Source organism: Trueperella pyogenes (genome assembly GCF_001070855.1).
In the GTDB taxonomy this organism is placed as follows: Bacteria; Actinomycetota; Actinomycetes; order Actinomycetales; family Actinomycetaceae; genus Pauljensenia; species Pauljensenia pyogenes_A.
In genome coordinates this window covers 70,113-91,469 of record NZ_JVLH01000012.1, presented here as the reverse complement: position 1 = coordinate 91,469, position 21,357 = coordinate 70,113, and the positions used below count along the sequence as shown (strand labels likewise).

General features: G+C 56.7%; 16 protein-coding genes. 6 read left to right on the top strand and 10 right to left on the bottom strand.

Annotation, left to right across the window (positions count from 1 at the left end; all coding sequences use genetic code 11):
* Positions 1–27: 27 nt before the first annotated feature.
* Positions 28–801 carry an ABC transporter ATP-binding protein gene (locus ADG72_RS05795; protein WP_107070851.1) on the top strand — a complete coding sequence of 258 codons (774 nt, stop codon included), beginning with the start codon at positions 28–30 and terminating at the stop codon, positions 799–801.
* The gene (locus ADG72_RS05790) at positions 786–2,489 is read left to right on the top strand and encodes a hypothetical protein (RefSeq protein WP_048713251.1); all 1,704 of its coding nucleotides are present in this window, start codon (positions 786–788) and stop codon (positions 2,487–2,489) included. Before ADG72_RS05795 ends, ADG72_RS05790 begins: the two co-directional genes overlap by 16 nt.
* Positions 2,490–2,635: 146 nt before the next feature.
* On the opposite strand, the gene ADG72_RS05785 is transcribed toward ADG72_RS05790, so the two are convergent.
* The 6 genes from ADG72_RS05785 to ADG72_RS05760 all read right to left on the bottom strand — a co-directional run bounded on the left by ADG72_RS05785 (position 2,636) and on the right by ADG72_RS05760 (position 9,605).
* The gene (locus ADG72_RS05785) at positions 2,636–2,914 is read right to left on the bottom strand and encodes a DUF1540 domain-containing protein (protein WP_034251349.1); all 279 of its coding nucleotides are present in this window, start codon (positions 2,912–2,914) and stop codon (positions 2,636–2,638) included.
* Between the two features lie 255 nt (positions 2,915–3,169).
* A complete protein-coding gene (locus ADG72_RS05780) occupies positions 3,170–5,092 on the bottom strand; it encodes an ABC-F family ATP-binding cassette domain-containing protein (RefSeq protein ID WP_048713247.1) in 1,923 nt (640 codons plus the stop codon).
* Between the two features lie 2 nt (positions 5,093–5,094).
* On the bottom strand, positions 5,095–6,066 hold the full coding sequence (locus tag ADG72_RS05775; protein ID WP_048713244.1) for a 4-(cytidine 5'-diphospho)-2-C-methyl-D-erythritol kinase: 972 nt from the start codon (positions 6,064–6,066) through the stop codon (positions 5,095–5,097).
* On the bottom strand, positions 6,059–7,105 hold the full coding sequence (rsmA, locus tag ADG72_RS05770) for a 16S rRNA (adenine(1518)-N(6)/adenine(1519)-N(6))-dimethyltransferase RsmA (RefSeq protein WP_048713241.1): 1,047 nt from the start codon (positions 7,103–7,105) through the stop codon (positions 6,059–6,061). Before rsmA ends, ADG72_RS05775 begins: the two co-directional genes overlap by 8 nt.
* A gap of 17 nt (positions 7,106–7,122) precedes the next feature.
* Positions 7,123–8,484, bottom strand: a complete 1,362-nt coding sequence (locus ADG72_RS05765) for a ubiquitin-like domain-containing protein (protein WP_048713238.1) — start codon at positions 8,482–8,484, stop codon at positions 7,123–7,125.
* A complete protein-coding gene (locus tag ADG72_RS05760) occupies positions 8,481–9,605 on the bottom strand; it encodes a resuscitation-promoting factor (protein ID WP_048713235.1) in 1,125 nt (374 codons plus the stop codon). Before ADG72_RS05760 ends, ADG72_RS05765 begins: the two co-directional genes overlap by 4 nt.
* 347 nt (positions 9,606–9,952) lie before the next feature.
* Here ADG72_RS05760 and ADG72_RS05755 point away from each other — a divergent pair, with 347 nt between their 5' ends.
* Together ADG72_RS05755 and ADG72_RS05750 are read left to right on the top strand one after the other, a co-directional pair.
* Complete coding sequence (locus ADG72_RS05755; RefSeq protein WP_048713233.1) at positions 9,953–10,687, top strand: hypothetical protein; 735 nt, start codon at positions 9,953–9,955, stop codon at positions 10,685–10,687.
* Positions 10,684–12,828, top strand: a complete 2,145-nt coding sequence (locus ADG72_RS05750) for a transglutaminase domain-containing protein (RefSeq protein ID WP_048713230.1) — start codon at positions 10,684–10,686, stop codon at positions 12,826–12,828. The genes ADG72_RS05755 and ADG72_RS05750 overlap by 4 nt, the downstream gene beginning before the upstream one ends.
* 135 nt (positions 12,829–12,963) lie before the next feature.
* On the opposite strand, the gene ADG72_RS05745 is transcribed toward ADG72_RS05750, so the two are convergent.
* From ADG72_RS05745 to ADG72_RS05730, 4 genes are all read right to left on the bottom strand, one after another.
* Positions 12,964–13,875 (bottom strand): TatD family hydrolase, encoded by a 912-nt coding sequence (locus tag ADG72_RS05745; RefSeq protein ID WP_048713227.1) that lies wholly within the window; start codon positions 13,873–13,875, stop codon positions 12,964–12,966.
* A gap of 6 nt (positions 13,876–13,881) precedes the next feature.
* A complete protein-coding gene (locus ADG72_RS05740; RefSeq protein ID WP_048713224.1) occupies positions 13,882–14,466 on the bottom strand; it encodes a DJ-1 family glyoxalase III in 585 nt (194 codons plus the stop codon).
* Positions 14,467–14,555: 89 nt separating this feature from the next.
* Positions 14,556–17,960: an ABC transporter ATP-binding protein/permease gene (locus ADG72_RS05735; protein WP_048713221.1), complete on the bottom strand. Its 3,405-nt coding sequence runs from the start codon at positions 17,958–17,960 to the stop codon at positions 14,556–14,558.
* Positions 17,961–18,062: 102 nt separating this feature from the next.
* Positions 18,063–19,931, bottom strand: a complete 1,869-nt coding sequence (locus ADG72_RS05730; RefSeq protein ID WP_048713218.1) for a cation:proton antiporter — start codon at positions 19,929–19,931, stop codon at positions 18,063–18,065.
* 257 nt (positions 19,932–20,188) lie between these two features.
* Between ADG72_RS05730 and ADG72_RS05725 the strand changes: the two genes are divergently transcribed.
* Positions 20,189–20,782 (top strand): protoglobin domain-containing protein, encoded by a 594-nt coding sequence (locus ADG72_RS05725; RefSeq protein ID WP_048713215.1) that lies wholly within the window; start codon positions 20,189–20,191, stop codon positions 20,780–20,782.
* Positions 20,751–21,356, top strand: a complete 606-nt coding sequence (locus tag ADG72_RS05720; protein WP_048713212.1) for a methylated-DNA--[protein]-cysteine S-methyltransferase — start codon at positions 20,751–20,753, stop codon at positions 21,354–21,356. The genes ADG72_RS05725 and ADG72_RS05720 overlap by 32 nt, the downstream gene beginning before the upstream one ends.
* Position 21,357: the final 1 nt, after the last annotated feature.

Below are 21,357 nucleotides of genomic sequence, written 5' to 3'. Positions count from 1 at the left end.
ACTCCTCCCCCAGCCCAGCCTTCGACGATGCAAGCACCCGTGGAAGCTCAGCCTCCGGCACTCGCAATTCGTGGCCTCGTAAAGATTTTCGGAAACTTGGTCGCCGTCGCAAACCTCAACCTCGACATCCCCAAAGGGTCCTTCTACGGCTTCGTCGGCCCAAATGGTGCGGGTAAGACAACCACTCTCAACATGGCAACCGGTTTGCTCACCCCCGATCAGGGAACCGCTTACGTCAATGGAATTGATGTATGGAAAGACGATTCCGCTGCTCGCGCCCAGCTCGGCGTCATGCCCGACGGTATGCGTTTACTTGACCGCCTCTCAGGTCCAGACTTCCTGGTACATGTTGGAATGCTTCGCGGTTTGGATCGAGAAACTGCCCGCCAGCGCGCTCACCAGCTTCTGGACACCCTGGATCTGACCGATGCAGGAAAGAAACTCATTTCGGACTACTCAGCGGGTATGACGAAGAAGATTTCCCTGGCGGCAGCACTCATTCACGCTCCCTCTCTGCTGGTTCTTGACGAGCCCTTCGAGGCCGTTGACCCGGTTTCGGCGGCAAATATCCGCCAGATCTTGCAAGACTTCACTTCCCGCGGGGGAACGGTTATTCTCTCCAGTCACGTCATGGCAACAGTCCAACAGCTGTGTACGCACGTCGCGGTGATTAACCACGGACAAGTACTGGCCTCCGGCACGACCGAAGAGGTCGCAGCGGGAATGTCTCTTGACGAACGTTTTGCCCAGCTGGTTGGCGGCGTTCACACCAGCGAAGGACTGTCATGGCTGGCCAACTGATTCGCATGAAACTGCGCATCATGTGGAATACGGTGCGCAGTCAGACAGCCGTTTTAATTTTCTCGATCATCGGTATTTTGTACGGTTTGGGTTTCACGGGCTTTGCCTACTTTGGCATTGCCAAGATTGCAACCATGACGATTCAAGCTCCATGGGTATTCGTCATGCTCCCCGGACCCGTGATTTTTATGGGCTGGATCATCTGCCCCGTGATCATGGCATCGATGGATAACTCTCTTGAGCCGCGCCGACTTTCTCCCTTTGTTGCGCCTACACATCAGCTCGCGCGCGCACTTATTGCCGCTTCATGCGTGGGCATCGGCGCAATTTTCTCTGGTCTTTTCATCATTCTTCCCGCGTGGTTCTATCTATTCCGCGGGCAATGGGCCATGGCTGCAGGATCACTCGTTGCTGGAGTACTCACACTTCTGACCGCAATCGTCTGGGCAAAGGCAATCACGACTTGGGCGGGAAACCAGATTCAAAAAGATTCGACGCGAAAGAACTTAGCGGGCTTCATCGGGACCATGGTGTTCATTTCTGTCTTTGCACCGATGGGGATCTGGTTCCAACTCATTGCCGAGCATTTCTCTTATGACACGGTGCTGGCAGCGCTTCCAGTCGTTTACACAACGCCTTTTGGTTCCTTCTTTGGGGTCGTTGCATCTCTGAGCGAGAGTGACTACCTGATGGCCGGGATCCGTTTCGTGATTGCTGCCGTCACTGCCGGCGCGGCTTGGTTCCTATGGCTAAAGGTTTTAGGACCAGCGATGCACGGGGTATCGCGTCCCGTATCTGCGCAGGCTCAGCAGGCGATCAAAGAGGGACGCTATCACGTTGATGAAGAGCGTGCATCCAAAGAACGTGAACAGCAGCGTCAGGATTCACGTGCACTGGGACTCAAGTACGTGCAGCGCTGGGAAGCACTTGGTTTCTCACCTCAGAGTGCTTCTATGGCAACGAAGACCGTGTACTACTGGCTTCACGATTCGCGTCTGTCAACCTCTCTTGTGTCCAGCATTTTCTTCCCCTTCATGGCAGTTCTCATGAGTTTCCTGATGGACAACGAAAGCCGCAGTGAGGTGCCTTTCTCTTTCAATTTCTTCCTGTACCTTGCTCCGTTGCTCATCGGGACGACAATCGGGGCAAATATGCAATATGACTCCACTGCAGCGTGGATCCCTATCGCTTCTGGAGTTCGTGGCGCTCAAGACCGTTTGGGACGCCTGCTTGGTTCCTTGGTGCTGATCACACCGGTTATCCTCATCGCAGATAGCATTGCGAGCACCATCTTGGGTAATACTCTTGCCGACACCGCCTGGGTTTTGGGCCTGTGCATACTTCTTTTGGCCGCTTCTTCTTCAACGGCAATGATCATCGGAAGCCGCTGGGTCTATCAAGTCCAACAACCAGGAACCTCTCCCCTAAGTACCCGTGGAACTGGATCGGGCATGGTTGCGATGTGGGCGGTCTCGGCCGCAACACTCGGGGGGCTTCTTGGTGCACTTCCCGGGTGGTTGGCTCTGTATTTCAGCGCCGGTCACACAATCGCATTCATTGGAGCCTTCGTATTCTCACTTGTGTGGAGCGCATGCCTTCTAACTATTGCGGTCAAGTGGGGTGGAAAACTCTGGGACCGTTACAAGGTTGAGATGCTCAACAAGATGCAGTCCTGGCCCGGACGATAAGCGATATTGTCCCTGGCGCTAAGTCACCGCCACCTAGCCTTCAGTTCTCATCGCTTAGTTCTCAGTACTCGATGCTCAGCGAGGGATAAACATAGGGGTGTGGCCCGCAGGAATTCCTGCGGGCCACACCCCTCATTACGCTATGTTCAGCGAGCCTGGTAGGTCAGGCAGTCCGCGCTGGTCGATCCCACGCGAATCGCAGAAGCGGTGCACTCAAGATCGGTGTTGAAGGAGCAATCCGCCTTCTGGCAGGCACCCACAACGGGGCTCTTACGCTCAAGACCGCCACGAATAGACAGCGGTACGAAGGTAGAGCAGGTGCGTCCGTAGCCGATGGTGACGGCGCCGGCAGCGCAACCATTGTTGTTGTAGGAGCACTCGGAAACGGAGCAGTCCTGAACCAAGGGAAGGTCGATGGTCGTCATGATGATCTCCTTGAAGAGTCGGAATAAAGAATGAAGACACTCCAAGAATGACGCAATTAAATTCAAAATCCACTACATCCCATTTTTCCGCGAAATACCGCCACTTTAAGACGCATCGACACGTGAAATGCAGGAGTATTTACGAAACATTCCAACCTGCTATTGATCTAAGGCAAGCCTGCACTGATCAAAGCGAATTTCACCAAAGAACCCGCTGTTTCCCCCTCTGCATATCCTTTGGCTCAGCGGTTTTGATCAGTCATCAAGCAGCTCAGCATTCTCCAGCCAGGCTTCTTCCAACTCCCCAATTTCGGCGCGCAAATCCGTGGACTGCGTAGAAAACGATGTCATCTCATCCAAGACGGAAGGATCCGTTGCGACTTTTTCAGCGAGAAGGGCAAGTTCGGCCTCGACCTTTTCCAAGCGTGTGCGAAGACTTTCAATCTTTCGTTCCAAGCGCGCGGCTTCTTTCTTCGCCGCTCGCCTGGCCGCCGAATCCGTCATCCCCGCGCTCTTCGCGCTGTCAGATGATTCCCCACCCGGTGTATTTCCAGATTGACTAGGGCGCACCGCGCTTTCACCGCTAGTGGAAGCGTCCGCGACAAAAGTGGCGCCGCCGGCCTCGCGAATGCGGAGGTACTCCTCTACCCCACCGGGAAGGGCACGCAAGCTGCCATCCCCCAGAAGCGCAACTTGGTGGTCGGTCACGCGTTCAAGCAGGTAGCGGTCGTGGCTGACGACAACCAAAGTTCCCGGGAAGGCATCCAGCAGGTCTTCCATTGCCGCCAAAGTATCCGTATCAAGATCATTCGTCGGCTCATCAAGAAGAAGAACATTCGGTTCAGCCATGAGCAGGCGCATGAGCTGCAGACGGCGTCGCTCGCCACCGGAAATCTCTGAAATCCTGGTCCATGCACGCTCTCGAGTAAAGCCCATCCTCTCAGTCATTTGCGAGGAGGAGACTTCCTTGCCGTCAACGATCACGCTGTGCGCAACCTGATCGACCGCCTCGACAACGCGCAAATCTGAAAGATCATCAAGCTCGTGGGTATCCTGCGAAAGCGTGGCTACTTGAACGGTCTTTCCGCGCTTGACGCGTCCACTTGTTGGTTCCAGATCCCCTCGAAGCAGATTGAGAATTGTCGTTTTACCCGCGCCATTCACGCCGACCACACCGACTCGTTCACCGGGAGCAAGACGCCACGTCACGTGGTCAAGAATGGTGCGTTGGCCGCCTTCTGGAGTTGGGAAGGTGACGGTAACGTCCTCGAGGTCCAATACGTCTTTCCCGAGGCGCGCGGTCGCCATTTTCACCAGCTCGACGCTGTCCCTAGGCGGCGGAACATCAGCAATTAGCGCTTCGGCGGCGGCAATATGGAACTTCGGTTTGGATGTTCGCGCGGGGGCACCTCGGCGCAGCCAAGCCAATTCCTTTGTCAATAGGTTTGCGCGTTTCTTCGCAGCCACATCAGCTTGGCGAAGGCGCTCTGCCCTAGCCAGAGTGTAGGCAGCGTAGGAACCATCGTAAATTTCAACGCGGCCTGGAATCTGAGGCCGAGAGCCGCCCGGGTCAATCCCCGGAACAACTTCCCAAATCGTTTCGCACACGGCATCCAAGAACCAGCGGTCGTGGGTGACCGCAATGAGAGCGCCGCTTGCACCCGGACGAGCAAAACGCGCATTCAAGTGCTGCGCAAGCCACGCGACACCTTCCACATCCAGATGGTTCGTTGGTTCATCCAAGCAGACAACATCCGAGGGCAGCGCAAGAACTCGCGCCAGATCAACACGGCGACGTTGTCCGCCAGAAAGTGTTCCAACCTGAGCATGCAGGTCGATATCAGAGAGCAAACCAGCATGGATATCGCGAATTGCGGGCTGTGAGGCCCATTCGTATTCTTCGAGTCCGGGGTGCACCGCGTCCATCACGCGCGCGTCATCATGAAGATGATCGCCCTGCTCAAGCATGACAATGCGCAGACCATCACGGGTAATAAGTCGGCCATCGTCAGGCTGCTGCAGGCCGGCTACCAAACGCAGAAGCGTTGATTTTCCCGCGCCGTTGGGGCCAAGAATGCCGATGCGAGAGGAGTCTTCGACGCTGATATCAACGTCCGCAAGTAGTTGACGCGAACCAGCAAGGGCTCCCAGTGATTGCGTCCCCAGTAAGTGGGCCACTCTTAGCTCTCCTCTTCTTCCACGATTGCCCCCACTGCCGGGCCGGACGTCGGTAGGACTGCGCTGACTTCACTGCTTGTTCGAAGAGCTTCAGCGAGTTCATCGGCATGTTCCCTATTACGGGCAAGGACAGCAATGGTCGGCCCCGACCCCGAAAGGATCGCTGCGCAGGCACCCGCATCCATCGCGTCGTGAATCGTTGTTGCGAGTTCGGGGTACAAGTGTAGAGCTGGGGCAGTCAGGTCATTGCACAGCACCGAAGCAAGTGCGTCGGCATCTGCGCAAAGTGCTTGCCTCTCCGTCTCACTCAGCTGTGCTGGAACGCCGCCTTCTCGCAGCTGATCAAGGGTTCGAAAGACCTCGGGGGTCGACAGGCCGTGGTGCGCACGCGCCATCACCCAGTAATGACGCGGCCACAACGCCTGATCCGGATCAAGCAAGGAAGTGAGGCGGTCCCCTCTCCCCTGCCCCAGAGTCATTCCGCCCATAATGCAGGCAGGCACATCTGCGCCCAGAGTACGGCCGATCTGGCAGAGCTGTTCAAGCGTCAATCCCAATCCCCACAGCTGGTTGCAGGCAACCAGAGCAGCGGCAGCGTCAGCGGAGCCTCCGGCCATTCCTCCGGCTATCGGAATGCGTTTATCAACGTGAATACTTACACCGGCAGCAGTCTGAGCCCAAGGACCGGCCGCGGCCAGTTTTTGCAGTGCACGAGCTGCCCGATATGCCAGATGAGTGGCGGGATCAAGATCTGCCATCGCAGCTGTTGCAACTTCATCTACCGAGCCATCAGCACTGTATGCCACCGTTTCAATGCGGATACCTGGCGACTTTGAGGTACGTACGGTCACGCTTTCACGAACATCTAGGCATTCAAAGACTGTGACCAGCTCGTGATATCCATCAGCATCCGGGGCACCCGCACGAAGGATGACATTGACCTTCCCGGGTGCCGATGCACGTACCTCACGCACGGGGCTGCTCCACCCCGCTGTGCTCGCTTTCCTGCATTGTATGCTCCGAATCTTCAGCAGCGCGGCGCTCCTTGGCGTAACGATCCTGCTCCGGAAGAGAAATCTTGCCCTCAGCGCGCATTTCAAGCAAAACTGAACCGAGACGCACGTAATCGTCAATCCCCAGCTTTTCGCCTCGGATCGAAGAATCTACGTCAGCGCGGTCGCACAGCTCCTGCGCGACCTCGGCACTACCGGCCCAATTCTTCAAAGCGGCGCGCAGGGTTTTCCGGCGCTGAGAAAATGCCGTATCGCAGACCTCGAAAGTCGCAAGACGCGAGGATATATCCCCGCGCGGGGTTTTCGAACGCCGAAGCTCCACCAGCGCGGAATCCACGTTGGGAACAGGCCAGAATACCGAGCGTCCAATGGTCCCCGCGCGGGTTGCCGTTCCGTACCACGCGGCCTTTACCGAAGGAACTCCGTAGGTACGCGAGCCCGGCTGAGCAGCCAGGCGATCGGCAACCTCGGCCTGAACCATTACTAGTGCCGACTCTAAGGAGGGGAAGGACTCCAACATGGAAAGCAGCAAGGGAACCGCAACATTGTAGGGAAGATTCGCCACCAGGTGCGTTGGCGCCGGCCAATCATCCTCAAAGTCTTCGAGGCCATTAATCTGAACGGCATCTCGATTGATCACGTGGAGACGCTCCGCGGCCTCAGGCATGCGCTGCGCAACGGTCACCGGAAGCGCACGGGCAAGCACCGGATCGATTTCAATGGCTCGTACCTGTGCCCCCGCTTCAAGAAGTCCAAGGGTCAGCGAACCCAGCCCGGGCCCGACCTCAATGACCTGTGTTCCTTCGCCAATTCCCGCGTCACGCACGATGCGCCGAACAGTACCGGCATCATGGACAAAGTTTTGTCCCAGGGTCTTAGTTGGGCGCACACCAAGCGCCTGGCAGATCGCGTGCACTTCAATAGGACCAAGCAGCCCGCTCTCGCTGGGCTGGGCATCACTGGGCACATTCGGCGTGGAATATCGACGGGGAGAAGTCACGCTCCCATCCTAAAGGATCAGTACCATCCGACGGAGTTTGAATGCCCCAGCGCAGAGCACGGTGTCCCATAGCGTCCGGCGATGTACCCCAAGCCCCACTTGATCTGCGTGACCGGGTTGGTTTGCCAATCTGAACCCGCCGAAGCCATCTTGCTTCCCGGCAGTGCCTGCGGAATGCCGTAGGCGCCGGAAGAGGAGTTCTTCGCGTAGGGATTCCAGTGGGACTCACGGTTCCACAGTGCGACCAAGCATTGAAATTCGGAGTCTCCCCATCCGCGAGCGCTCACCAGGGGCTTAGCCAAAGAACGGGGATCCTCACCCGAATAGGTCAAGGGGATATCTGCCGCGACCATCGCTTGGGCAACTTCAGCTGAGTTACCTCCCGCTGCAGTAATCTCCGAGGCCGTCGAGAGCGTCCCGAGCTTCGCGCGGTAACGGATTGATTTCGTTCCGTCAGCTTCGGTCTTTTCTTCCAGCGTTGCCTTGGGGTCCAAACCGGCTTCAATCAGCGCCTTGGGAGTGACTTCCTTGGTTCCAACCGAGCGAATCTGCGCGGTAGGTTCGCGAGTCACCTTCGAATTCAGTGGTGCTGCATATGCTTCCCCACCGTCGACGTTTTCACTCCAGGTCAGTTCTTCAGATTCGCCCTCAACACCCTTCGTGGTGACTTGTTCTTCACCAACGAAAAGCTGGTCGGAATCTTGACGGTGTTCCTCGAAGGGAATCGGCACTTTTCGCGGCGCAAGCGCGCGCGAGACCCTGTGAATATCGATGGTCAGGCCGTCAGAATTCTTCACCTCAACACGGTCCAGGGGCCCCAGGTTGATTTTTTCTTTATTCAAGATGGCTCTGGTATCCATGCCTTCACGCGCGGTGACCTGACGCGAACTTCCGTCGACGTTAATGGTGACAGTGCGCGTCTGGGTAACCAGAGGAGTCAGACTGGAACGCGAATAGGAACGGTCGACGGCAAGAACGGCTTTTGTCGAATCCGCACCCAGGCCTGAAAGCACACCTTCAGCTGAGGGCGCGGTCGACCATAGGGTTGTTCGATCTCCGTTAATGGTCAGAGTGTAGGGCTTCGCCGTGCGCACGACGATCGTCTGTCCGTTTGCAACGTATTGCGAGGCTGCGGGCTGGACTTTGTCGTGTTCGCCTAGCTCAATATCCGCTTGGCTCAGAACGCCTGAAACGGTGTGCGACCAGGTAGAAACCGGGTAGACGATGCCATCAACTTCAAGGTTGACGGTTGAATGCGCGCGGGCAATGCCCGCTCCCGCAACCACAAACATGGCCATGCTGGCTGCGCCTGCACCTGCCAAGACGCGACGTTTCGTCGGCGCCCATGAAGCGGTGCGGCTGTGGCGAGCTGCGTTCACAGAAGTCCTAGTGCTCGAGCGCACGCGGGCCACTGGCCCCATCCGGAACGGGCCTGAAGCGCCTGTGCGCGTTGGGTCTGTTCTGCTGCAGAGGCCTCGGAGGGCAGTCCGGTACCGCCCATTGCACGCCACGTGGAAGCAGAGAATTGGTAGAGGCCATAGTAGCCGTTACCGGTATTCGTTGCGGGGTTGCCGCCCGATTCGCAGCGGGCCAGGGCTGCCCAGACTCCATCTCCGCTGACCGTTGCCGAGGACGACGAGGCCGAGGACCCTGAGTTCGAAGAGGAGCTTGCTGAAGTGGTCTCCTTGGTGCCGACCTTGACGATCTTCTTAACCGGTTCGGTACGGTTTTCGCTCAGCATCTGGCTCACGACCTCTTGGCCATCACGACGCTCGACGTAGAAGCTGCGCTTGATGGAGCCGTCAGAGCCTTCCTGAACAACGCGCTTAGTTCCCTTGGCCAAGCTGGAGTCTTCTTGTTCCTCCACTTCCTTGGCCAGAGTTTCTTCGCGTTCTTCCGTGCCACGTTGAACTCGGGTGACCTTGAGGAATACGCCTTGGTCATCACTTGAGAAGGTCACGCGATCAAGGGGTGAAACCTGAACCCCTGCCTGCTGGAGCAGGTCCGAGGCATCAGTGCCTTCGCGGGCGTCAACGGTGTGGGTTTGCCCATCAGCAATGACGCGAATGTTCCCGGTTGCCGTAAGCGCAGGAAGGGTTGCACGAGAGGTCGAGCGGTCAGCAGCGATTACCGCGCCGGTGGTGCCGACCTGATTCATGAGGTTGTTGATATCCGTAGCGGTGGACCACGTGGGGGTTGAAACACCGTTGATATCGATCAGGTAGCGCTGCGCGCGACGAACGACGACAGTCTGACCATTCGTCACGCCTTCTTGGAGGGAGGGCGCAACCAGATCATGGGGAGAAACTTCTACACCCGCAGTTGACAGAACATCAGAGACCTTGCCCATGAATCCCGATACGGGGATGGAGACCCCATCGACTTCCAGGGTGACATCTCTAAATGACGTGGCTACCGATGTCCCGGCGATACCGGTGACGGCAAATGCTGCAACTGCAGCGCTGGCAATGACTGCCTTGCGCGAGGGGTGGAAATTCACGTAACTCCAGACTTCGTAGGATTCGCCCTGGCAGCTTCATAGAAGCGCAACTCGCATGCGAGCCTGCGGCGAACGAACAGTTCACACGCTACAGGGTTCCGAATAGACCAAGCGAGCGTTAGTGATGGGGACCATAAACATTTACATCATTAATCACACTCGTCACATAAGTAACAGAAACCCAGATTCATGACATGAGAGATTGATTGCTCAAATTGGCGTTTATTCAGTGACGAACATTAGGATAAAGGCAGATTTCAACCGCTTCGATGAAGGGACCGTGAATGATGATGTCACGTCACCGCGGGATTTGGGCGTTTGCTACATGTGCACTCTTGGGAGTATCCATGGCAGCTTGTGGCTCCGGATCCACAACGGGCGACGGCTCAGAGCCGAGCTTCGAGAAGACCGTCTTCTTTAGTACCGCGCCGAATGACAAACTGCGTGACCTCAGCTCCGTCTCCCCTCAGCCCGAAGGCAAGGAAACTTTCAGTGCAGACGACTCAAAGCTTTACCTTGGCAGTTACTCGCTGCGTTTTGATGGCAAATTAAAATTAGTCACCGCCCGCACTGACCGCGGTTATTTCGCCTTCACTCTTTTAGGCGCATCAAAACTTCCTCAAACGACCAATGATGGAAAGTCAATCATCAAGATCGACTACAAGTTTGAGAACCATGCAACTGGCGCAAAGGAATCGCCCGATAACGCGCTGCGCTGGGTTTTCTACGCAAGCACATCACCACTTCCTGGAACTGATGAGGCAAAGGCACTCCTAGCCGGTTCAGGCGATCGCAATGATGTCCCGATTTTTAAGCTTTCCGATGTGGATGCGCAGCTGTTGAAGGCCCCCGATACCAGCCAATTTACCTCCGACGACCCGCAGGTGAAGGACGCTCAAGAACCCCAGGGATACACCGGTTATCTGGTTGGGGATAAGGCGAAGACCTACTCTTCCCTTTTCGTTGCACAGGGCGATCCGAATTCGACCAAGTTCTCCTTGGCGATGTGCACAAACGGTAAGGGACTCACCCCGGACATTTACTGCCAGACCGTCCAACCTCTGGAGACAACGATCAAATGACCTTCTCACGCTTTTTTACGCGCACCATTGCGGCCTTGAGTATTGTCACTCTTGCCTCCTTTGCGCTCCCATCCGTAGCTCGCGCTGACGATTCCGTCAATCAACTCAAGAAGAATGACCCCACCGCATTCGAATGGCTTGAAGGAGTGCAGGAAGTCAATCAGGGCGACCAACTCGTCATCCCCACCAAGGTCAAGCTCTCCGATTTCGAAAAGCGAAAGTCGGATGAGGCCGATAGTAAAAGTTCGAGGTTCGCAACCCCATTCGCGGTCTATTCCGACGCGGCATTGGATGTGGATCTAGAGTTTGAGATCGGCACGTACGGAGCTTCTGAAGGTATTTCAATCTCACCTTCGTGGCTCACTCTGCAGTCGCAGTCACACCCAAGCCCCCTTGCAGACATCACTGGCTCTTCAGGCTGGGGTTTGCTCCCCATGTACTACCTTGTTCAATACAACGACTTGCAAACCGGCAAGCTTCTTGAACACCCGATCGTTCGCCGTATTCGCGTCAGCGATGAGGGCTTCCTTCCCCGCCCGCAAAACATCTCGGTGGACGAGGAAGACAACGGTACGTTCAGCGTGTCATGGGATCCGGTCGAAGGCGCTGACTCCTACTACGTCGTCTTCCTCAACTCCACCGATAAGGATGGAACGACTAAGCTCCGCCCAAAGCTTGTTGCAACGACAAATCAGACCTCGTGGAATTCGGATCAACGAGCTGATGACGAACCCCAACGAGATCGAACGCTGAACACCGCACTGGATGCATTCCTAACCGTCCAGGAAGATTCCAAAGGTAGCTCACGCGAGGGCGAGGGCTGGCTGACAGACGAGGAGCTTGACCGCATCCTCAACAGCAAGGGAACACAAGTTTCGGTAATCGCGAAGAAGAACGCGAAGATCTCGAAGATGTCCAACTTTATCGATATCGCAAATACCCTTGGGAATACCCCTATTCGAATTGCTTTCAACGCACAGCGCCAGCTTGGTCTGGATCGCTCGCGATTCGATAATTTGAGCGAGCTTCCCGCTCAGATCCCCGTGACGATGGCCGATGGACACACTCGTATGCAGAGTTTGGTTGTCGATCCCGAAAAGAGCTGGGTTGCGAGCTCAAACCCGAAGACGATCAAAGATCCTGAAGCAAAACTCCACGTCGTCTATCACATCGGCAATACTCGATTCACCAGCTCCTACATTGTCAATAACTTCGATCCGTCAACCTACACCGAGGATCTCCAGAAGCTGAAGAAAGATCAGGAAAAGGCCAATACCGGTTACTTTGCGCCCAATCTGACCTACACCAAGCAAGTCCAGAAGAAGGAATCCAACGACAATGTGGCGCGCACCTTCCCAGATACTCCCGTGCAGGTGCTGGGGACAACGCCGCTGTCAAAGTACGTCGCTGCGAACTTGATGATGGGGTATACAAATATCGACCTTTCACAGTTCCCAGAAGCAGAATCTGACTCACGAATTAAAGCAGCATTGACCGAGGCAAAAGATCAAAACGGTCTGATTCCCTTCATTATTGGCCGCGAATACTCGCCGAAAGACAAGATTCTTCATGTCACTTTGGGAACTGAGGGCGCAACCGATCAGCATCTTGCACCCAAGGATTATTCGGGCCAGATCAATAGCAAAGCCGACCAAGTGGTCGCAGAGATCATCAAGCCCGGAATGGATGAGGAAACCAAGGTCCGAACGATTAACTCCTGGATCATTAACCATGCGACCTACAACTATGACGGGTTGGAAGGAAGCCACAAGGTCTGGGAAAAGACAGGAACTCTGACGCCTGAATACACCCCTGACCACGATGCGGGCGGTATTTTCTTCAAGGGAACAACCGTCTGCGAAGGCTACGCGAACGTCTTCCAGCTCCTAGCGACTAAGTCGGGTTTGAGTTCGGTTGTTGTGACCGGCCTTGTCACTCTAAGAAATGGTTCTAAATCTGGACACGCATGGAACCAGGTGAAAGTTAACGGAACGTGGAAGACCGTTGATACCACGTGGAATGACGGTGGCGATTCCGGCGATCCCGCGGTTGAGACAAAGTACCTGATGATCCCGAATAATGATCCGCTTCTGACCAGGAACCGCGCCTGGAAGGATCCTGCACTGAAGAAGATCCTCTAAGGAGATTCGGCCCATATATGAGTGGTGGGGCCTCCCCGTAGGGAGGCCCCACCACTGTGTTTCAGCCTCAACTCATGTGCTCATGACCGACACACGAGCGCTCACGAGCGCCGCGCTATCCCATTAGCCGATTGCTTACCAGCTTCCGTAGACTCGCTCGGCATTTTCCGTCAGGCGCTCACACGCCAGCTGCTCTGAAATACCCCAGAGCTCAGCCATAAAGCGCACCGAATATGCCATGACGTAAGAAGCATTGGGGCAGCCCCTCCACGGCATAGGAGTCAAGTAGGGAGCATCCGTCTCAACCAGCACCAGTTCGGGTGGAAGGACTTCAAATGCCTCACGGAGGTTGTCATTTGCCGGATAACTGATTGGCCCCGCAAAAGACGCATACCAGCCATTTTCAGCCAAGACATCGGCCATCTGCGCATCGCCGGAGAAACAATGGAAAACAATGCGCTGATCCGGAAGCGCACACTCACGCAGAAGGGCAATGGAGTCCTCATGAGCATCACGATCATGAATCTGCAGTGGCAAATCGTGGCGAGCAGCCATTTCGATGTGCGCGCGGAAGGACTCCTTCTGGGCCTCACGACCGGGATCAGCGGTGCGGAAGTAATCCAAGCCGCTCTCCCCCACAGCAACCACCAGCGGGTCACTCAAGCGTCCCTCTACTGCGGACAAGGCCTCGTCAAGGGGAATATGGTGCTCACGCACCTGCGGAATCAAACCATCGGGGGAAGGATCGGCACAGCCGGCATGCAGGGCGGCCTCGTTCGGGTGGATCGCAAGTGCTACGCGAACTCCCTCATGCGCACGGGCAAGCTCGAGCATCGGATCAAAATCTGGCAGTTCACAGGCGCTGGAAATCATCCTCGTCACGCCTACTTGGCGTGCACGCTCCAGTTGTTCTTCAAGGGACATCTTCACCCCGTCCGCGCGCGGGATTTCACCTTCGTGGACGGGAAGATGCGTGTGGTTATCAATAACTGGCAGCGCCAAAGGATTGGGAGGATCCGGCCAAGGACGAGGCTTACGCTTACCCATGCCTCCTCAGTGCTCCCACACAACGGACTCTCGCACCTGTTGTGCGGCCTCGTCCCCCAGAAGCTGGCGGACCAGCTCAAAACCGAGTTCTAGAGCAGTGCCCGCTCCCCTACTGGTCACAATGTTCCCGTCAACAACGACCGGCGTGGTCTCCGCCTGTGCACCTCCCGCGCTCAGAGCGGCCATGAAACCAGGATTTGCAGTGGCCCGCTTGCCCTGAAGAACTCCCAGTTCAGCCAGAATCGAAGGAGCAGCGCAGATCGCAGCAGTCTTTTCTCCGTTCGAGGCGCGACGCGTCAATTCCTCGCGGACTCGCTCATTTGCCTTCAGCCCAAGAGTTCCAGGCATACCACCAGGCAGGAAGACCACAGTGTAGGAGGCCAAATCCGCATCCTCAAGCATGAGGTCGGAAACGAGCTTGATTCCGTGTGAGCTGACAACGTGACGCTCATTTTCAATCGAAATGAGATCCGCACGGATTCCCGCTCGATACAAGGCATCGACAACCGCAAGGGCTTCAACTTCCTCGAAGCCGGTCGCAAGCAGGACAGCGACACTATCCCTTGTTGCCAGGGTATTAGGCGTTGGCATTTTTCCTCCTCAGGTGCGCAGCCCGGCGTGGTTCCAGGAACGCTGTATACCTTCAGGGTAACGCAGGCTCGCGCCCGCAGGGCTCGCAGTTACTCTGAGCGCAGGGCTTCGACAGGGTCTTGGCGAGATGCCCTCGAAGCTGGGATCAAGCCCGCAATAACGGTCAAGCCAACCGAGATCGCCACCAATACCACGGCTGTCAGTGGGGAGAGCTGGGCAATGTTCTTCACCTGGAACCCCTGCTCGGCAATCGCATTGACCAGGCCACAGATCCCGTAGGTCACGCCAACGCCGATGATGCCCGCGATCAGACCCTCGATGAATGTTTCCGCGTTGAATACCGCAGAAACATTGCCCTTTGAAGCGCCGATCGAGCGAAGAATGCCGATTTCTTTCTTGCGTTCAAGAACCGAAATGTAGGTAATGATCGCAATCATGATCGAGGAGACGACCAATGAGATCGACACGAAGGCGATGAGTAACCACGAGATCACGTTGACGATCTTCGTCACTGAGCTCATGAGCACACCCATGATATCGGTGTAGGTGATGACTTGATCGGACTTACCGGCGCTTTCCTTGTCAGCGTTGTACTGGTCCAAGAGCGCCTTGACGGAATCCTTATCCTTGAAGGACTTCGGGTAAATCGAGATGCTGCTGGGGGACTTCAGGTCAGCCCATCCCAAATCACGCAGGTTGGTCTCAAGCGTGGGAACGTTCGTTGAGAACATCGTCGCCATCAACGCGGCAAGCGACTTCTCATCAAGATTGGATGAGAAGGCCGACGCCATGGCCTCGGGATCAAAGTGGAAGGCACTGCTCATACTCTTTGCGAATTGGCTCATTGTCGCACTGATCTGCTGGCCAATCGTCTGCGAAAGCTGAGTCATCATCTGAGTCATGGCGTTCGCCATGGTCTCTTGGAGAACCTGGCCGATCGCCGCAGATACTCCGCGCATCAGATTGCCACCAAGCTGTGCGGCGATCTGAGCCGAAATCTGGTTCGCAAGTTCTGTCGACACCTGAGAGGCGACCGAGGCAAGCGCTGGGTCATTTCCAAGTGCTGCTTGCAGGTTTGTCATCAGTTTCTGGCGATCAACAACCTGGTCGGAAGAAACGGCAGCATTGATCTGTTGGATCACTGAGGGCTGCGAGAAGTAGTCAGAAACCAGCGTGGCAAAGTCCGTGGAGCCACCCGCGGCAATCTGGTTTTGCGCGTAGTCCTGGAATCCCTGAAGGATCTGACTTGCCTGCGAACTTAAGTATGTTCCAGCGGTATCCTTCACCGCGCCATCCGCCAGCGTCTTACGGATAATCGCTGGGAAGTCAACGTTTTGCAGCTGCGGAACGCTCTTGCTCAGTTCGCCCAGGTTGAGCTTGGAGGGATCGATCTGCACGGCCGAACCGTCGGCAGGAACGAGCTTCGAAAGATCGATATTCGACAAGTCCATTCCCGACAGATCAAGGTTTGAGAAGTCAAGGCTGGATAGATCCATTCCGCTGAAGTCCAAAGAGGACAGATCCATCTGCATGGCGGAAGGATCAATAGAAAATGCCGCAGACAGCTTGTTTTGGTCAACAGTGAACAAGCTGGACATATCAAAACCGCTGGAACGATCTTTCGAGGAATCTGCAAGCTCTTGGAAAGTCTTACCTGTGAACACGTCGGTCTTCGGGTTTGCCCGCTGATCCTTGACGATCTGACTGTCCTCGGCCTCGCGAATAATCTGGCGGGTCAGCTCAGGGGTGTAGGCAATACCCTGGCGCAGTGCTCCCCCATGCGAGGAATTCGGCTTCACAATTGCACTAATGCGAAGTTCTTGCCCCTCGTCGATCAGCTTCTTCATGAATTCTTTATCCGAGGAGTGATCCGACCAGACCTTGTAGTTCTCATCCCACGTGTACTTTGCCGCCGCGTTGATGCGCTTGTACTTAATCCCCAAAATCTTGTCGTAATCGTACGAGGCCGCGGGGGCGTCGCTCGCCGAAGGTGAAGGACTCGGGGTGGCAGAGTTCTTCTCGCCAATGGTCCCCGAGTAGTACTGACGCATCAGTTCGTCAAATTCCTTGTGGTCTTTCAGACCCAGGACATACTCCATCAGGTTCGACATATTGCCGTCTTCATCAATGACAAGAACGACCTCAGACGCAGATGTTGGCCAGTGGCCGGCAAGGACATCGTAGGCGGAGGTGTAAAGCGAGGACTCCTGCGGCATTTGATAGAAGGCGTTGGTGGCCACCATCGAGGACATAGGACTTCCACGGAAGCCCGTTTCCATTCGGTTCATCGCTTGGTCGGGGCTGACCTGAATATTGTCCTTTGAGGTATCTGCCTGGAATATCTGTGGCGTCACATCGTAGTCGTATTCGATGGCATTGACGAAAGAGTTGACGTTCCCGCCATTTCCATCGAGGAACGCCTTCAACGAGGCCAAGTCATTCGTCTTCGCATCACGAATATTGTCTGCAAGAGTCCTCAGTTTGGAGACCCCAACTTTGCCATCGCTCGGCTTCTCACTGCTAGCGGCTTCCACTTGCGCAGACAGGGCACTGGACATGTCCATCCCGCTCTTTTGAATGGTCAGCGGGTAGGCGCCCAGGGTCTCTTCTTCTGTTTGGGCGATGTAAGCATTCGTGCCGTTCGCAAGGGCCAAGATCGCGGCGATACCAATGATTCCAATAGACCCCGCGAAAGAGGTCATCAGGGTACGACCCTTCTTCGTCATCAAGTTATTGAAGGACAAGGAAAGCGCGGTCAGGAATCCCATCGAGGTACGGCGCACCGGCTTGGCCTCGCGAATTTCTTCGGTGCCGGGGACGAAAGGACGCGAGTCGGCGATCACTTCACCATCCGCAAGCTCGACAATACGCGTTGCGTATTGGTGCGCAAGCTCCGGGTTGTGGGTCACCATGATGACCAGACGGTCTTGGGCAACGTCTCGCAGGAGGTCCATGACCTGGACACTGGTCTTTGAATCCAGAGCACCGGTCGGTTCGTCAGCCAAGAGGATTTCAGGGTCATTGATGAGCGCTCGAGCAATAGCGACGCGCTGCATCTGGCCGCCAGAAAGCTGTGAGGGCTTCTTCCCGACGTGCTCGGCAAGCCCGACGCGTTCCAAGGCTTCCATCGCCCGCTTGCGGCGTTCGCCTCGAGAAACACCGGAGAGAGTCAGTGCCAACTCAACGTTGGACAAGATGGTCTGGTGCGGGATCAGGTTGTAGGACTGGAAAACGAAGCCAATGCGGTTGTTGCGGTAGGCGTCCCAATCGCGGGCCTTGTAGTCCTTCGTTGAGATTCCATCGATGACCAAGTCACCGCTTTGGAAGCGATCCAGACCGCCAACGACGTTGAGCATCGTCGTTTTACCTGAACCCGACTGGCCCAAAACTGCAACGAATTCGCTATCGCGGAAAGCAACCGAAACGTCATTGAGCGCAACCTGGCGTAGGTTTGCAGTTTCGTAGATCTTGACGATATTTCGCAGCTCAAGCACTGGGATTCCTTCGACCGTTATTTGCTGACCTTTTTAAGGCTAACAAAATCGCTGCGGGAGCGACATCGGGGATTCCCCTGGTTGACGGCCAGAAACCCCGGATCAGTGGGAATTCGATTGCCCCGAGACCAGAAGAATCTCCTCGTTATCAAGTCGAGCAAGAGCTCCTTCTAGGGCTGCTGAAGAGAAGAGCCCCTCATCACGAGCCTGAAGAAGAGCCTCACGCTGAGCGTGAATCGCTTCAAGTGCCAGTTCGCGAATCTGCTCACGCGTGAAGGAGCGCTCAACCTCCTCTTCGCTCATTTCCACGGGAGTGGCCTCATTTTCCCCGTCGGTGTCAGGGACAGGCTCGCTCGAAGTCCCCAAAGAAGGAGAAGATTGCAGGTCGACAACATTGCCCAGACGGGACAAGGTTCGCGAGACTCCAGCAGACAAAAGTGTCTGAGCGTCAACTTCCTTGATTGCCTGGGCCAGAGCCGTATCCACAAGTGCGGAACTCATGACCTCTCGAAGTTCTTCGCGTTCTTCTTCACTGATATCGGCTGAGGCCATCTTGGGCTTGATCAAGCGGATCAGCCACGGAAGGGAAATTCCTTGGATGACTAGGGCGCCCGCAGCAATTAGGAGGGCGATGGTCAGAAGGAAGGAACGCATGGGCGCTGCGGCGGAAATCGTTTGTGCTGCGGCAAGAGTGATGGCTCCGCGCATTCCGGACCAGATAATGACACTGGCTTCACGCGGCCCAAGCGGCTCTTTTTCAAAGTAATCGATGTCGGATCGGCGCACTGCGTGTTGCCGCTCGGCAATTTTGAGGCGGCGCCGCCAGCGGGCCATGGTTTTGATCCACTGTTCTTCACTGAGGTTTCGGCTTGCCAGAACCTCGCTGTCCACGGTGCAGGCCTGCGCCATTCGCTGCTCGAAGGCTTCGAGGCGCCCAGCCTCGGCCTCGTAGCGCCTCTTACGGTGCTTGCTGCGGTGGTCGAGCCAAGTGAGCATGAGTGCGATGAAGAGTGCACGGATCAGCATAATGAGACTGCCCGCAATGACGGCAATCACGGCGGCTCGCGCCAATCCGCCGCCATCTCCATCGGTGTCTTCGATGATGCCAAATGCCTGCAACCCCATTGCAAGGAAAATCCCACTCTCGAGCATGAGAGTCATGGTCGACCAGTTCTGCTGCGAAAAACGCCTATTTTGCGCGGAAATCATGCCTGCGCGACGACCGGAAACAACAAGACCGGCAACGACCGCGGCAACCAATCCCGAGCCACCCACATGCTCGGCAGGGATCGAAGCAATGAAAGGCATTGCAAAGGAAAAGACCGTATCCGTCGACGGATCTTTGATGATCGAACGAATCCGAACCCCCACTTCACCGACGATTAAGCCGACCACAATGGCGATGCCAAGGGCAACGAGGACACGACCCGTGAGCAGTGCGGGATTGAGGGCACCGTTATCGGCGGCAAGCCCAGCATTCATCGCCGCAGCGAGAAGCACCAGTGAAGTGGCATCGTTGAAGAGGCCTTCGCCTTCAAGCACTGTAATGATGCGGTGCGAGACGCCGCTGCGCTTGGCAATGGTGACGGCGACCGCGTCGGTGGGAGATAAAACAGCTCCCAGCGCCACGCCCCACGCCAGTGAAATCTGCGGAACCATCCAGTTGATGAGGAAACCAATGGCGAATGAGGAGATAAACACCAACGGAATAGCAAGCATTGCCACGGCTTGCATTTCTCGGCGGAAATCCATCGTTGGCATACGCACAGCCGCTGAAAATAGCAGGGGTGGAAGAATAATTTCCAAGATGATGTGCGGTGCGATTTCGATGGCTCCAACCTGCGGGAGGAAGCCGATTGCAAGTCCAACGCCGAGCAGGATCAGTGGTGATGCGACGCCAACTTTGGGGGCAATAAACTGCGTGGCAACAATAATGAGCATCCCCAGCAGCGCGATCATCAACGGTTCCATACATATAGTTTACGGGTGAGGCGTTCACATGTCCGAAGTGTGCACATTCGTCATCACTATGACAGTCTGAACCTATGCGTATCGCGCGCAACCCCACCGGTGTCATTGCCATCTCACCACAGCGGCTACGCGCGCCGCGAACTCGCGCGGCGTACCACGCCCCGCCCGCATGGCCTCGACACCATCCCCGAATGTCAAACAGATCCACACGATCAGAGCACGTTGTACAATCGACGCATCGTTTCAAGGAGGTTCTCATGACCGCTTACAACCACTCGTCGGGGTACACCTACGGCACCGATGCCGTCCCCACATCCCCGCTCACACTCGAGGATCTACGCCAGATCGAGGCCGCCGCACACGTCCAGCCCGGTGACGCAGAGCTGCTCTCACGAGCAGAACCCATCCTGGCGCCACACGCTATGGAAATGGTCGACACGTGGCGCGGAATTCTGGCTCAAAAGACGTATCTGGCAGCACATTCCGCGCACTCGGACGGGCAGCCAAACCCCGAGTACGCGCAGGCGTCAAAGCCGCGCTTCGCCCAGTGGATCATCGACATGTGCACGCGCGAGCGTGACCAGGCGTGGTTGGACTACCAGTACCTGATCGGCGCACGGCACATGTCCGCAGCGAAGAACGCGGCGGATGGGGCGGACTCGACACCATTCGTGCCCCTGCGCTACGTGCTCGCCTTCATCGCGCCCACTGTGGAGGTCGGTCACCGTCTCCTCGCGGAGGGCTTCGAGGGTGACGAACTGAGCGCCGTCCGTGATGCCTGGACTCGCGCTGTGACTGTCGCCGTGACAGTGTGGGCGTATGCCTACCGAGAGCACCCCGAGCAGTTCTGATCCGGCACTCGCCACCTACGACTCCCCCATCGGCAGCCTCACGCTGGCCGCGCGGGGCGGTGCGCTCATCGGCTTGTGGGGGGCCGGGCAGCGTTTCTTCGGCTCCCCCTACGGCATCGACGAGGCCGTGGCGCGCTCCGCGCTCGACCTAACCTCGTCCGTTTCCCGGGATGTTATCCTCGCCGAGGCCGGGTGGGGCGAGGCGGACGCGCGGGCTCTGGGCGCGGCGATGTCCTGGCTCGACGGATACTTCGCGGGCGAGGCCCCCTCCCCCGCCACCGTTCGTCTCGCGCCTGCGGGCACGGACTTTCAAAAGCGCGTGTGGGAGGCGATGGACGCTATCCCCTACGGCGCGACGCGCACCTACGGGCAGATCGTCACCCAGCTGCGCGAAGCAGGCACGCCCGCGTCAGCCCAGGCGGTCGGCGGCGCGGTCGGGCGCAATCCCCTACTCCTCATCCGCCCCTGCCACAGGGTCGTGGCGGCCGACTGCCCGGGCGGCTACGCAGCGGGAGGCGACGCAAAAGCCTGGCTGCTTGCGCACGAGGCAGCTACGGCCTCGTCGGTGAGCTGAC

Bases quoted from the DNA above. Each gene is read 5' to 3' on its own strand.
- ADG72_RS05795 (WP_107070851.1), top strand. From the start codon at position 28: ATGCAAGCACCCGTGGAAGCTCAGCCTCCGGCACTCGCAATTCGTGGC.
- ADG72_RS05790 (WP_048713251.1), top strand. From the start codon at position 786: ATGGCTGGCCAACTGATTCGCATGAAACTGCGCATCATGTGGAATACG.
- ADG72_RS05785 (WP_034251349.1), bottom strand. From the start codon at position 2,914: ATGACGACCATCGACCTTCCCTTGGTTCAGGACTGCTCCGTTTCCGAG.
- ADG72_RS05755 (WP_048713233.1), top strand. From the start codon at position 9,953: ATGGCAGCTTGTGGCTCCGGATCCACAACGGGCGACGGCTCAGAGCCG.
- ADG72_RS05750 (WP_048713230.1), top strand. From the start codon at position 10,684: ATGACCTTCTCACGCTTTTTTACGCGCACCATTGCGGCCTTGAGTATT.
- ADG72_RS05745 (WP_048713227.1), bottom strand. From the start codon at position 13,875: ATGGGTAAGCGTAAGCCTCGTCCTTGGCCGGATCCTCCCAATCCTTTG.
- ADG72_RS05740 (WP_048713224.1), bottom strand. From the start codon at position 14,466: ATGCCAACGCCTAATACCCTGGCAACAAGGGATAGTGTCGCTGTCCTG.
- ADG72_RS05730 (WP_048713218.1), bottom strand. From the start codon at position 19,931: ATGGAACCGTTGATGATCGCGCTGCTGGGGATGCTCATTATTGTTGCC.
- ADG72_RS05725 (WP_048713215.1), top strand. From the start codon at position 20,189: ATGACCGCTTACAACCACTCGTCGGGGTACACCTACGGCACCGATGCC.
- ADG72_RS05720 (WP_048713212.1), top strand. From the start codon at position 20,751: ATGCCTACCGAGAGCACCCCGAGCAGTTCTGATCCGGCACTCGCCACC.